The sequence below is a fragment of the Pseudomonas sp. 06C 126 genome (genome assembly GCF_001855215.1).
Lineage (GTDB): Bacteria > Pseudomonadota > Gammaproteobacteria > Pseudomonadales > Pseudomonadaceae > Aquipseudomonas > Aquipseudomonas proteolytica.
The window spans coordinates 41311-54041 of the sequence record NZ_MIFU01000080.1 but is presented as its reverse complement, the minus strand read 5'-3'; the positions used below and the strand labels follow the sequence as shown (position 1 = coordinate 54041).

The following is a 12731-nucleotide window of genomic DNA, read 5'->3' as shown; positions in this document are numbered from 1 at the left end:
ACATGTCCGTACACACCATGGAAACCCTGGCGCTGTTCGACAGCGCGCCTTACCAGAATGCCTTCAGCGCCCGGGTGATCGCCGTCAGCGAACAGGGCGTCGCCCTGGAACACACCCTGTTCTATCCCACCGGAGGCGGCCAGCCGGGCGACACCGGCTACTTCACCCTGCCCGACGCAAGCCAGGTCAACGTGACCGGGACGGTGCGCGACCCCGTGCTGCGCTCGATCATCTGGCATCAAGTGGAGCATTGCCCCGAATCATTGCGAGCAGGCGTGCAGGTAGACGCCGGCCTGGACTGGGAGCGGCGCTACCAGCACATGAAGATGCACACCTGCCTGCATCTGCTGTGCGCGATCATCGACGCACCGGTGACCGGTTGCAGCATCAGCGCCGACAAAGGCCGCCTGGACTTCGACCTGCCGGAAATGACCCTGGACAAGGAGCAAATCACCCGCGACCTGAATGCCCTGATCGAACAGGCCCATGCGGTCAAGTCGCTGTCGATGCCGGCCTCCGAGTATTCCACCCTGCTGCAGATCACCCGCACCCAGGCCGTCGCGCCACCGGTGGTCCAGGGAGCGGTGCGGGTCATCGAGATTGCCGGCATCGATATCCAGCCGTGTGGCGGCACCCATGTGGTCAACACCGAGGAAATCGGCCGGGTGTTCTGCGAGAAAATCGAGAAGAAGAGCAAGCACAACCGTCGGGTGATCCTGCGCTTTGAAACCTGAACCGGCCACCTGTAGGCGCTGGCTTGCCTGCGATATGAGCACCTCGGTATCGCAATCGCATCGCGGTGATGCTATCGCAGGCAAGCCAGTTCCTACAGGGGTCGGGGGCCTCCGGCGTCAGATGACGAGCAGATCTACAAACCGGTTCACCGGCGTTGCTTCAAGCCGTGCCTGATCCTTGCACAGTGTAAAAATCTCGGCGCTACGCTGCGCGGTGAAGCGTGTCGCCAGGTTGGCCTTGAACTTGTCTTCCAGCAAAGGAATGCCATCCGCCCGGCGCCGACGATGGCCAATCGGGTATTCCACCGCAACCTGCTCGGTGCTTGAGCCATCCGTGAAGAACACCTGCACCGCGTTGGCAATGGAACGCTTGTCGGCCTCCAGGTATTCGCGGCTGTAGCGCGGGTCTTCGACAATAACCATCTTCTCGCGCAATTGATCGATGATCGGGTGCGCGGCATGGAACTCATCTTCGTACTGCTCGGCCACCAGGTTGCCAAACGCCAGTGGCACGGCCGTCATGTATTGCAGGCAATGGTCGCGGTCAGCCGCATTGGCCAGTTGGCCGACCTTGGAGATGATACGAATGGCCGACTCGTGGGTGGTGATCACGATCCGCTCGATTTCATGCAGGCGCTGCTTGACCTGCGGGTGCAAGGTGACGGCCGCTTCACACGCGGTCTGGGCGTGGAACTCCGCAGGGAAGCTGATCTTGAACAGCACGTTTTCCATCACATAAGTGCCATAGGGCTGGGGCAGGCTGAATGCGCGCTTGTCCTCAGGCTTGAGGGCCAGATCCTTGTTGGTATGGCTGAACAGTACGTCGTAGAACCCCCACTGCGGCGCGCTCAGCACACCCGGGATGCCCATTTCGCCACGCATGGCGATATCCGCCAGACGCACGCCACGGCTCGACGCATCCCCCGCCGCCCACGACTTGCGCGAACCGGCATTCGGCGCGTGACGGTAAGTGCGCAGGGCCTGCCCATCGACAAACGCCTGGGACAGTGCCGCCAGCAGTTGCTCGCGATTGGCGCCCATCAACTTGGCACAGACCGCTGTGGACGCAATCTTGACCAACAGCACATGGTCAAGGCCGACGCGGTTGAAGGAGTTTTCCAGGGCAATCACCCCCTGGATTTCGTGGGCCATGATCATCGCTTCCAGCACAGCCCGCACGGTCAACGGCGCCTCGCCCTGCGCCACGCGCTTTTGCGACAGGTGATCGGCAACGGCCAGGATGCCCCCGAGGTTGTCTGAAGGATGGCCCCATTCGGCGGCGAGCCAGGTGTCGTTGTAATCGAGCCAACGCACGATACAGCCGATGTCCCACGCCGCCTTGACCGGATCCAGGCGATAGGACGTGCCCGGCACCCGCGCACCAAACGGCACCACCGTGCCTTCGACAATCGGCCCCAAATGCTTGGTGCACTCTGGGAAACGCAGGGCCAGCAGTCCGCAGCCGAGGGTGTCCATCAGGCAGTTGCGGGCGGTGTCCAGGGCGTCCCGGGAATCAACGCGGTAGTTGAGGACGTAATCGGCGATGTCCTGCAAAACCTGGTCGTAGTCGGGGCGGTTGTTCTGGTCGACGTTGGCGCTCATGGCAGTACTCCAAAATAGGTTGGGTGTGTTCCTTCCTCAGGCTCAGGGTTGGTTGTTTGTGGCAGGTCTGAGTGCCTGCTCTCGTACATAAATTCAGAAGCTACCGATAATCCCCAGTGGAAGCGGGTTTGTGTGGGAGCGGGCTTGCCCGCGAAAGCGGTGGATCAGTCAGTACAGATGCTGACTGAAAATACCGCAATCGCGGGCAAGCCCGCTCCCACACAAGCCCGCTCCCACATTGGGGCCGGTGCAAGGTTTAGAACGCGTCGCCGGGGACGCGCACGAAGCCTTCCATCAATACGCGCGCACTGCGGCTCATGATGGCTTTTTTCACCACCCATTCGCCGTTGACCTGGCTGGCTTCGGCACCCACGCGCAGGGTGCCGGACGGATGCCCGAACCGCACCGCATTACGCTCCACGCCGCCGGCCGCGAGGTTGACCAGGGTTCCGGAAATCGCCGCCGCCGTGCCAATCGCCACCGCCGCCGTGCCCATCATCGCGTGATGCAGCTTGCCCATGGACAACGCCCGCACCAGCAGGTCCACATCCCCTGCCTTGATCGCCTTGCCGCTGGAGGCCAGGTAATCCGCAGGCTTGGCCACGAACGCCACCTTCGGCGTGTGCTGGCGCTGGGCGGCTTCGTCCAGGTGTTTGATCAGGCCCATGCGCAACGCGCCATGGGCACGCACGGTCTCGAACATGGCCAGGGCTTTGGGATCGCCATTGATCGCGCCTTGCAGCTCGGTGCCGGTGTAGCCGAGATCTTCGGCGTTGATAAAAATCGTCGGGATCCCCGCGTTGATCAGCGTCGCCTTGAACGTGCCGACACCCGGCACTTCCAGGTCGTCGATCAGGTTGCCGGTGGGGAACATCGAACCACCGCCGCCCTCTTCTTCCGCTGCCGGGTCGAGGAATTCCAGTTGCACTTCGGCCGCCGGGAAGGTCACGCCATCGAGCTCGAAGTCGCCGGTTTCCTGCACCGCACCGTCGGTGATGGGCACATGGGCGATGATGGTCTTGCCGATATTCGCCTGCCAGACCCGCACCACGGCTACGCCGTTATGGGGCACGCGGCTAGGGTCAACCAGCCCGGCGCTGATGGCGAACGAACCGACCGCCGCCGACAGGTTGCCGCAGTTGCCGCTCCAATCGACAAAGGGTTTGTCGATAGACACCTGGCCAAACAAGTAGTCCACGTCATGATCGGCGCGGGTGCTTTTGGCGAGGATCACGGTCTTGCTGGTGCTCGACGTGGCACCGCCCATGCCGTCGATCTGCTTGTCATAGGGGTCGGGGCTGCCGATCACCCGCAACAGCAAGGCATCGCGGGCCGCGCCCGGGACCTGGGCCGATTCGGGCAGGTCCTTGAGGTTGAAAAACACGCCCTTGCTGGTGCCGCCACGCATGTAGGTGGCGGCGATCTTGATTTGCGCTACGTGTGTCATGGTCATCCTCTTCAGGCCGTCGCCGCCGATTCCAGGAAGTCCTGGGCAAAGCGTTGCAATACGCCGCCCGCCTCGTAGATCGACACTTCTTCGGCGGTGTCCAGGCGGCAGGTCACCGGCACTTCGACACGCTCGCCATTCTTGCGGTTGATCACCAGGGTCAACTGCGCGCGCGGGGTGCGTTCACCGATCACGTCATAGGTTTCGCTGCCATCGATCTGCAGGGTCTTGCGATCCGTGCCCGCCAGGAACTCCAGGGGCAACACGCCCATGCCCACCAGGTTGGTGCGGTGGATGCGCTCGAAGCCTTCGGCGGCAATCGCCTCCACTCCGGCCAGGCGTACGCCCTTGGCCGCCCAGTCGCGGGACGAACCCTGGCCGTAGTCGGCCCCGGCAATGATGATCAGCGGCTGCTTGCGTTCCATGTAGGTTTCGATGGCTTCCCACATGCGCGTGACCTTGCCTTCCGGCTCGATCCGCGCCAGGGAACCCTGCTTGACCTTGCCGTTTTCCACGACCATTTCATTGAACAGCTTGGGGTTGGCAAAGGTCGCGCGCTGGGCGGTCAAGTGGTCGCCGCGGTGCGTTGCATAGGAGTTGAAGTCGACTTCCGGCAGGCCCATTTTCGCCAGGTATTCGCCGGCGGCGCTGTCGAGCATGATCGCGTTGGATGGTGACAGGTGATCGGTGGTGATGTTGTCCGGCAGCACCGCCAGCGGGCGCATGCCCTTGAGCGGACGCGCGCCGGCCAGGGCACCTTCCCAATAGGGAGGGCGGCGGATGTAGGTACTCTGCGCACGCCAGTCGTACAGCGGCGTGACTTTCGGGCCGGTGTCCTCGTGGATCGCAAACATCGGGATATAAACCTGGCGGAACTGCTCCGGCTTGACCGAAGCCTTGACCACCGCGTCGATTTCTTCGTCGCTCGGCCAGATGTCCTTCAGGCGAATTTCCTTGCCGGTCGCATCCAGGCCCAGCACGTCTTTCTCGATATCGAAACGGATGGTGCCCGCAATCGCGTAGGCCACCACCAACGGCGGCGACGCCAGGAACGCTTGCTTGGCGTACGGATGGATGCGCCCATCGAAGTTGCGGTTGCCGGACAACACGGCGGTGGCATACAGGTCGCGGTCGATGATTTCTTGCTGGATCACCGGGTCGAGCGCACCGGACATGCCGTTGCAGGTCGTGCAGGCGAAGGCTACGACGCCAAAACCCAACTGCTCCAGCTCGCTGGTCAGCCCGGCTTCGTCGAGGTACATGGCCACGGTTTTCGAACCCGGCGCCAGGGACGACTTGACCCACGGTTTACGGGCCAGCCCCAGCTTGTTGGCATTGCGCGCCAGCAGGCCGGCGGCGATCACGTTGCGCGGGTTGCTGGTGTTGGTGCAACTGGTGATGGCAGCGATGATCACCGCGCCATCGGGCATTTGCCCCGGTACGTCGTCCCATTGCCCGGAAATGCCCTTGGCCGCCAGGTCGCTGGTGGCCACGCGAGCGTGCGGGTTGCTTGGGCCGGCCATGTTGCGCACGACGCTGGACAAATCGAAGCTCAAGCCACGCTCGTACTGCGCGCCCTTGAGGTCATCGGCCCACAGGCCTGTGTGCCGGGCGTACTGCTCGACCAGGGCAACTTGCTCGTCTTCACGCCCGGTGAGCTTGAGGTAGGCAATGGTTTGCGCGTCGATGTAGAACATCGCCGCCGTGGCGCCATATTCCGGAGCCATGTTGGAGATGGTCGCGCGGTCGCCCAGGGTCAGGGCCGAGGCGCCTTCGCCGAAGAACTCCAGCCAGGCACCGACGACTTTCTGCTGGCGCAGGAACTCGGTCAGCGCCAGCACCATATCGGTGGCGGTGATGCCCGGTTGCAGCTTGCCCGTCAGTTCGACGCCAACGCTTTCCGGCAAGCGCATCCACGACGCGCGGCCGAGCATCACGCTCTCGGCTTCCAGGCCGCCAACGCCGATGGCGATCACGCCCAGGGCGTCCACGTGGGGGGTATGGCTGTCGGTGCCGACGCAGGTATCCGGGAAGGCCACGCCGTCACGCACCTGGATCACCGGGGACATTTTCTCCAGGTTGATCTGGTGCATGATGCCGTTGCCGGGCGGGATCACGTCGACGTTTTTGAAGGCTTTCTTGGTCCACTCGATAAAGTGGAAACGGTCTTCGTTGCGGCGGTCTTCGATGGCGCGGTTTTTCTCGAAGGCGTCCGGGTCGAAACCACCGGCCTCGACGGCCAGGGAGTGGTCGACGATCAGTTGGGTCGGCACCACTGGGTTGACCTGGGCCGGGTCGCCGCCTTGCAGGGCAATGGCGTCACGCAGGCCGGCGAGGTCCACCAGGGCGGTCTGGCCGAGGATGTCATGGCACACCACACGCGCCGGAAACCAAGGGAAGTCAAGGTCGCGCTTGCGCTCGATCAGTTGGCTCAGGGAAGCGTTGAGGGTCGCCGGGTCGCAACGGCGCACCAGGTTCTCGGCGAGCACGCGGGAGGTGTAGGGCAAGGTGGCGTAGGCACCAGGCGTGATTGCCTCGACTGCCGCACGGGCGTCGAAGTAATCCAGGCGGCTGCCGGGGAGCGATTTGCGAAATTCAGTGTTCATCGTCAGGACTCGGTCACGGTAGTTACAAAAGGAAGACCTGCGCCGCCCCAGAATTGGAATGCGGTCAAAATGTGGGAGCGGGCTTGCTCGCGAATGCGGTGTGTCATTCAACACATTCAGTGACTGTTACCCTGCATTCGCGAGCAAGCCCGCTCCCACATTTTTGACTCGGTTACCCATTCGGGACTGGCGGCCTCCTCACTCAGCGACGTTCGATTGGCACGAACTTGCGCTGCTCGACGCCGGTGTATTCGGCGCTTGGACGGATGATGCGGTTGTTGGCACGTTGCTCGAACACATGCGCGGCCCAGCCGGTAAGGCGCGAGCACACGAAGATCGGGGTGAACAGCTTGGTCGGGATGCCCATGAAGTGGTACGCCGAGGCATGGTAGAAGTCGGCGTTGGGGAACAGTTTCTTCTGTTCCCACATGGTCTTGTCGATGGCTTCGGAGACCGGGAACAGCACCTTGTCGCCCACTTCATCAGCGAGTTTTTTCGACCAGCCCTTGATCACTTCATTACGCGGGTCGTTGTCTTTATAGATCGCGTGGCCAAAGCCCATGATCTTGTCCTTGCGCTCCAGCATGCCGAGAGTGCCCTTCACAGCCTCTTCAGCCGAGGAGAAACGCTCGATCATTTCCATCGCCGCTTCGTTGGCGCCGCCATGCAGCGGGCCGCGCAGCGAGCCGATGGCGGCGGTGACGCAGGAATACAGGTCCGAGAGGGTCGAGGCGCAGACACGCGCGGTAAAGGTGGAAGCGTTGAATTCGTGCTCGGCGTAGAGGATCAGCGACACGTTCATGACCTTGACGTGCAACTCGCTCGGCTTTTTGCCGTGCAGCAGGTGCAGGAAGTGGCCGCCAATCGACGGCTCGTCGGTCACACAGTCGATGCGCTTGCCGTCATGGCTGAAGCGGTACCAGTAGCACATGATCGCCGGGAAGGCCGCCAGCAGGCGGTCGGTGACATCGCGCTGCACGCTGAAGTCTTTTTCTGGCTCGATATTGCCCAGGAACGAGCAACCGGTGCGCATCACGTCCATCGGGTGGGCGTCGGCGGGAATGCGCTCCAGCACTTCTTTAAGCGCTTGGGGCAGGTCGCGCAGCTTGGCCAGCTTGGCGGTGTAGGCCGCGAGTTCGGCTTTGCTTGGCAACTCGCCGTACAGCAGCAGATAGGCAACTTCTTCGAACTGCGCATCGGCGGCCAGTTCGCGCACATCGTAGCCGCGATAGGTCAGGCCGGCACCGGCCTGGCCCACGGTGGACAGTGCGGTCTGCCCGGCCACCTGGCCACGCAGGCCGGCGCCACTCAGTACTTTTGCTTCAGCCATGGTTCTTCTCCAATTTTGTAGTTATCTGGGAGGCGCTGCGCTTATTTCTTGGCGGCGAACAGCGCGTCAAGCTTTTGCTCGAAGGTGTGGTAGTCGATGCGATCGTAAAGCTCCATGCGCGTTTGCATGGTGTCGATCACATTCTGTTGGGTACCGTCGCGACGGATCGCGGTGTAGACGTTTTCGGCGGCCTTGTTCATGGCGCGGAATGCCGACAACGGGTACAGCACGATGGAAACATCGGCAGATTTCAACTGTTCGGTGGTGTACAGCGGCGTCGCGCCGAATTCCGTGATGTTGGCCAGGATCGGCGCCTTCACACGGGAGGCGAACAGCTTGTACATCTCCAGTTCTGTGATGGCTTCGGGGAAGACCATGTCAGCGCCGGCCTCGATGCACGCGGCGGCACGCTCCAGGGCAGACTCCAGACCTTCCACGGCCAGGGCGTCGGTGCGCGCCATGATCACGAAGCTGTCATCGGTGCGGGCATCCACGGCCGCCTTGATGCGGTCGACCATTTCCTGCTGCGAGACGATTTCTTTGTTAGGGCGATGACCGCAGCGCTTGGCGCCCACCTGGTCCTCGATATGAATCGCAGCAGCGCCGAACTTGATCATCGACTTGACGGTGCGCGCCACGTTGAACGCGGAGGAACCGAAACCGGTGTCCACGTCCACCAGCAGCGGCAGGTCGCATACATCGGTGATACGGCGCACATCGGTCAGTACATCATCCAGGCCGGTGATGCCCAGGTCCGGCACGCCCAGGGAGCCCGCGGCCACACCGCCACCGGACAGGTAGATGGCCTTGAAACCGGCGCGCTTGGCCAGCAGGGCGTGGTTGGCGTTGATCGCGCCGACGACTTGCAGGGGGTGTTCGCTGGCGACTGCGTCACGGAAACGCTGGCCTGGGGTGCTGTTTTTATAGGAACTCATGACTCACCTCTGGAGGGGGCGCCGTCGGGGAAGTGACGGGCGATATTGCGTTTGGAAGCGCCGATATGGCGGCGCATCAACAACTCGGCCAGTTCACCGTCGCGATCGGCAATCGCGTCAAGAATGCGGTGATGCTCGGCAAATGCCTGGCGTGGACGATTGGGGGTGGCGGAGAACTGGATGCGGTACATGCGCACCAACTGATACAACTCGCCGCACAGCATTTGGGTCAAGGTACGGTTACGCGCGCCCTGGATGATGCGGTAGTGAAAGTCGAAATCGCCTTCCTGCTGGTAGTAACCGACCCCGGCCTGGAACGCGGCATCACGCTCGTGGGTGTGCAGGACCTGGCGCAGTTCCTCGATTTCTTCGTCGGTCATGCGCTCGGCGGCCAGGCGGCAGGCCATGCCTTCGAGGGACTCGCGGATTTCATAGAGTTCCACCAACTCGGCCTGGCTCAGGGACACCACCCGCGCGCCGACATGGGGCACGCGCACCAGCAGGCGCTGGCCCTCCAGGCGGTGGATCGCCTCGCGCAGCGGGCCACGGCTGATACCGTAGGTGCGCGCCAGCTCCGGTTCCGAGATCTTGCTGCCGGGGGCTATCTCGCCCTTGACGATGGCGGCCTGGATACGGCGGAAAACGTTCTCGGACATCGTCTGGGAATCGTCCTGCCCTGCTACCGGAATTTCCAGCTGACCCAGCATGATTGTCGACACCTTTAAAAGCAATGCCGCAAAAACTAGCCAATCAGCCCCTGATAGTCAAAGAATAAATACACATTGTCGACAATCATCTAATAACCCCTGTTGCACTCTATGGGGGCATGGCCGCCTGCCAGCGCTGGCGCCAGAAAACCTTCATGTTAGAATGCCCGCCGCATTTGCCTGACATCTCCGGATGAAAAGGCGCACGAGGGAGCTTGCGCAGCAATGCCAGTCGCCTTGAATCAAACATCGCACTGCACCGCCTCAGGATCTATGAGACTCAAGCCCTTCCCCCTATTGTTCTGCCTACTGATGTTCCCGGACCTTGGCTTCGCCGCCGAGAAGACCGTTTATGGCCTCAATGAATACGCCAAGTTGGCGGGTATTGACCTGGAAGTCGCCGCCAAGCTCGACACCGGTGCCAAGACTGCGTCCTTGAGTGCCCGGGATATCAAGCGCTTCAAGCGCAACGGTGAATCCTGGGTACGCTTCTACCTGGCCATCGACACCGCCCACTCGCACCCCATCGAACGCCCACTGGCCCGCGTCAGCAAGATCAAGCGGCGCGCCGGTGACTACGACCCCGATGAGGACAAGAACTACACCGCCCGTCCGGTGATTGCCCTGGACATCTGCATGGGCACCGCTTTACGCAGCATCGAAGTGAACTTGACTGACCGCAGCGCCTTCCAATATCCGCTGCTGATCGGCTCCGAAGCCTTGAAACGCTTTGATGCGCTGGTCGACCCCAGTCTTAAATACGCAGCGGGCAAACCTGCCTGCGCCACCGACGCTCATACCGCCGAGTAATTCCAATGCGCTCTCTTACTATGCACCTGAAGATTCTGATCGCCGTCCTGGTGGTACTGGGCATTTCGGTCACGGCCTATCAGATCTTCGTCCTCGGCATCCCAGTGACCGAAGACGCCACCGATGACCTGTGGAACATCGACGCCAAGGTCGAGTTCGTCGCCAACGCCAAGGACCCGGTAAAGGTCCAGATGTTCGTGCCGCCCCTGAGCCGCGACTTCGTCAGCCTCAATGAGAGCTTCATCTCCAATAACTACGGGGTGAGCGTCAACCGCATCGACGGCAACCGCAAGGTCACCTGGTCGGCCCGGCGCGCCAAGGGCAACCAGACCCTCTACTACCGCCTGGTGCTGACCAAGCGCTACAGCGGTGAAAAGGTCAAGGTCAAGGGCCCGACCTTCCGCGACAGCATCGCCGTGGAAGGCCCGGAAAAAATCGCCGCCGAGGCCCTGCTGGCGCCGATCCGCCAACACTCGGCCGACGTCGAGACGTTTATCAGCGAAGCCATCAAGCGCACCAACAACCTCAACGACGACAACGTCAAGCTGCTGCTGGCGGGCGATCCATCGACGCCGCACAAGGCCAAGATCGTCGAGTTGCTGCTGTCCATCGCCCACGTACCGGTGGAAAAGGTCCACACCCTCCGCCTGGTAGCCGACCAGCCGCAGACCCCGGAGTTGTGGCTGCGCAGCTTCAATGGCAACGACTGGCTGTACTTCAACCCGGAAACCGGCGAACAGGGCCTGCCCTCCGACCGCCTGCTGTGGTGGACCGGCGATGAAAACCTGATCACCGTCGATGGTGGCAAGAAAGCCGCCGTGACCTTCAGCCTGAACAACAGCGAGATGAACGCGATCCGCCTGGCCAAGCTGACCGACGAGAACACCGACGCCAACTTCCTCGAATACTCGCTGTATGGCTTGCCGCTGCAAACCCAGCAGACCTTCATGATCATGGTGATGATCCCGATTGGCGTGCTGGTGATCCTGATCCTGCGCAACCTGATCGGCTTGCAGACCCTGGGTACGTTCACACCGGTGCTGATCGCCCTGGCGTTCCGCGAGACGCAGTTGGGCTTCGGTATCGTGCTGTTTACCGTGATTACAGCGCTTGGGCTGTCGCTGCGTTCATACCTGGAGCACTTGAAATTGCAGATGCTGCCGCGCCTGTCGGTGGTGTTGACCTTCGTGGTAGTGCTGATCGCGGCCATCAGCCTGTTCAGCCATAAGCTGGGCCTGGAGCGCGGCCTGTCGGTGGCGCTGTTCCCGATGGTGATCCTGACCATGACCATCGAACGCCTGTCCATTACCTGGGAAGAACGCGGCGGTGGCCATGCGATGAAAGTCGCGATCGGCACCCTGTTCGCCGCGTCCCTGGCACACATCATCATGAGCGTGCCGGAGCTGATCTACTTCGTGTTCACCTTCCCGGCGATCCTGTTGATCCTCGTGGGCTTCATGCTGGCCATGGGTCGCTATCGTGGCTACCGCCTGACCGAGCTGGTGCGTTTCAAGGCCTTCCTCAAGGCTGATTCGTAATGTTCGGGTTCTGGAAGACCTGGAAGGCCCTGGAAGCGCGGGGCATCATGGGCATCAACCGGCGTAACGCCGACTACGTGCTCAAGTACAACAAGCGCAGCCTGTACCCGATTGTCGATGACAAGATCATCACCAAGGAACGGGCGATCCAGGCCGGCATCCACGTGCCGCAGATGTACGGGATCATTTCCACCGAGAAAGAAATCGACAAGCTCGACGAAATCATCGGTGGCCGTAGCGACTTCGTGATCAAGCCGGCCCAGGGCGCCGGCGGCGACGGCATCCTGGTGATCGCCGACCGCTTTGAAGGACGCTATCGCACGGTGTCCGGCAAGATCATCAGCCATGAGGAAATCGAGCACCAGATTTCCAGCATCCTTACCGGCCTGTATTCCCTGGGCGGTCACCGTGACCGCGCATTGATCGAATACCGCGTGGTGCCTGACCAGATCTTCAAGAGCATCAGCTACGAAGGCGTGCCGGATATCCGCATCATCGTGCTGATGGGCTACCCGGTGATGGCCATGCTGCGCTTGCCGACCCGTCAATCCGGCGGCAAGGCCAACCTGCACCAGGGCGCGATTGGCGTCGGTGTGGACCTGGCGACCGGCCTGACCCTGCGCGGTACCTGGTTGAACAACATCATCACCAAGCACCCCGACACCACCAACGCGGTGGACGGTGTGCAACTGCCCAACTGGGACGGTTTCATGAAACTCGCCGCCGGCTGCTATGAGCTGTGCGGGCTGGGTTACATCGGCGTGGACATGGTGCTGGACCAGGAAAAAGGCCCGCTCATCCTCGAACTCAATGCTCGGCCTGGGCTGAATATCCAGATCGCCAACGACTGCGGCCTGACCTTGCGCACCCACGCCGTGGAAGCGCGCCTCGAAGAGCTGAAAGCGGCCGGAGTGACAGAAACGGCGGAAGAACGTGTGAAATTTGCCCAGCAAATGTTTGGGCATATTCCGCCCGTGGAAGGCTGAACCCAAACCCGGCTCCGCCCTCCACCCAACAATCCC

10 protein-coding genes are annotated in these 12731 nt (G+C 61.9%); 4 read left to right on the top strand and 6 right to left on the bottom strand.

Features of this window, described 5'->3' with window-relative positions:
• Nucleotides 1-2 precede the first annotated feature (2 nt).
• Nucleotides 3-734 (top strand): alanyl-tRNA editing protein, encoded by a 732-nt coding sequence (locus BHC62_RS12240; RefSeq protein ID WP_070995166.1) that lies wholly within the window; start codon nt 3-5, stop codon nt 732-734.
• Nucleotides 735-851: 117 nt separating this feature from the next.
• On the opposite strand, the gene prpD is transcribed toward BHC62_RS12240, so the two are convergent.
• The 6 genes from prpD to BHC62_RS12210 all read right to left on the bottom strand — a co-directional run bounded on the left by prpD (nt 852) and on the right by BHC62_RS12210 (nt 9361).
• The gene (prpD, locus tag BHC62_RS12235) at nt 852-2336 is read right to left on the bottom strand and encodes a 2-methylcitrate dehydratase (protein WP_070995165.1); all 1485 of its coding nucleotides are present in this window, start codon (nt 2334-2336) and stop codon (nt 852-854) included.
• 256 nt (nt 2337-2592) lie between these two features.
• On the bottom strand, nt 2593-3783 hold the full coding sequence (gene prpF / locus BHC62_RS12230) for a 2-methylaconitate cis-trans isomerase PrpF (RefSeq protein ID WP_070995176.1): 1191 nt from the start codon (nt 3781-3783) through the stop codon (nt 2593-2595).
• A gap of 11 nt (nt 3784-3794) precedes the next feature.
• On the bottom strand, nt 3795-6389 hold the full coding sequence (acnD, locus tag BHC62_RS12225) for a Fe/S-dependent 2-methylisocitrate dehydratase AcnD (protein ID WP_070995164.1): 2595 nt from the start codon (nt 6387-6389) through the stop codon (nt 3795-3797).
• A gap of 202 nt (nt 6390-6591) precedes the next feature.
• Nucleotides 6592-7719 carry a 2-methylcitrate synthase gene (prpC, locus tag BHC62_RS12220; RefSeq protein ID WP_029298298.1) on the bottom strand — a complete coding sequence of 376 codons (1128 nt, stop codon included), beginning with the start codon at nt 7717-7719 and terminating at the stop codon, nt 6592-6594.
• Nucleotides 7720-7760: 41 nt separating this feature from the next.
• Nucleotides 7761-8654 (bottom strand): methylisocitrate lyase, encoded by an 894-nt coding sequence (gene prpB / locus BHC62_RS12215; RefSeq protein WP_029298299.1) that lies wholly within the window; start codon nt 8652-8654, stop codon nt 7761-7763.
• Nucleotides 8651-9361, bottom strand: a complete 711-nt coding sequence (locus BHC62_RS12210) for a GntR family transcriptional regulator (RefSeq protein ID WP_070995163.1) — start codon at nt 9359-9361, stop codon at nt 8651-8653. Before BHC62_RS12210 ends, prpB begins: the two co-directional genes overlap by 4 nt.
• Before the next feature lie 273 nt (nt 9362-9634).
• Between BHC62_RS12210 and BHC62_RS12205 the strand changes: the two genes are divergently transcribed.
• Genes BHC62_RS12205 through BHC62_RS12195 form a run of 3 tightly spaced genes read left to right on the top strand, consistent with a single transcriptional unit; the run spans nt 9635 to nt 12695 of the window.
• On the top strand, nt 9635-10171 hold the full coding sequence (locus tag BHC62_RS12205; RefSeq protein WP_070995162.1) for an ATP-dependent zinc protease: 537 nt from the start codon (nt 9635-9637) through the stop codon (nt 10169-10171).
• 5 nt (nt 10172-10176) lie between these two features.
• Nucleotides 10177-11709: an inactive transglutaminase family protein gene (locus BHC62_RS12200; RefSeq protein ID WP_029298302.1), complete on the top strand. Its 1533-nt coding sequence runs from the start codon at nt 10177-10179 to the stop codon at nt 11707-11709.
• A complete protein-coding gene (locus BHC62_RS12195; protein ID WP_029298303.1) occupies nt 11709-12695 on the top strand; it encodes an alpha-L-glutamate ligase-like protein in 987 nt (328 codons plus the stop codon). Before BHC62_RS12200 ends, BHC62_RS12195 begins: the two co-directional genes overlap by 1 nt.
• Nucleotides 12696-12731 lie beyond the last annotated feature (36 nt).

What these genes read in the sequence shown, in the direction of transcription:
- BHC62_RS12205 (WP_070995162.1), top strand. Translation starts at nt 9,635, where the DNA reads ATGAGACTCAAGCCCTTCCCCCTATTGTTCTGCCTACTGATGTTCCCG.
- prpB (WP_029298299.1), bottom strand. Translation starts at nt 8,654, where the DNA reads ATGAGTTCCTATAAAAACAGCACCCCAGGCCAGCGTTTCCGTGACGCA.
- BHC62_RS12200 (WP_029298302.1), top strand. Translation starts at nt 10,177, where the DNA reads ATGCGCTCTCTTACTATGCACCTGAAGATTCTGATCGCCGTCCTGGTG.
- prpF (WP_070995176.1), bottom strand. Translation starts at nt 3,783, where the DNA reads ATGACACACGTAGCGCAAATCAAGATCGCCGCCACCTACATGCGTGGC.
- BHC62_RS12240 (WP_070995166.1), top strand. Translation starts at nt 3, where the DNA reads ATGTCCGTACACACCATGGAAACCCTGGCGCTGTTCGACAGCGCGCCT.
- prpC (WP_029298298.1), bottom strand. Translation starts at nt 7,719, where the DNA reads ATGGCTGAAGCAAAAGTACTGAGTGGCGCCGGCCTGCGTGGCCAGGTG.
- BHC62_RS12210 (WP_070995163.1), bottom strand. Translation starts at nt 9,361, where the DNA reads ATGCTGGGTCAGCTGGAAATTCCGGTAGCAGGGCAGGACGATTCCCAG.
- BHC62_RS12195 (WP_029298303.1), top strand. Translation starts at nt 11,709, where the DNA reads ATGTTCGGGTTCTGGAAGACCTGGAAGGCCCTGGAAGCGCGGGGCATC.
- acnD (WP_070995164.1), bottom strand. Translation starts at nt 6,389, where the DNA reads ATGAACACTGAATTTCGCAAATCGCTCCCCGGCAGCCGCCTGGATTAC.
- prpD (WP_070995165.1), bottom strand. Translation starts at nt 2,336, where the DNA reads ATGAGCGCCAACGTCGACCAGAACAACCGCCCCGACTACGACCAGGTT.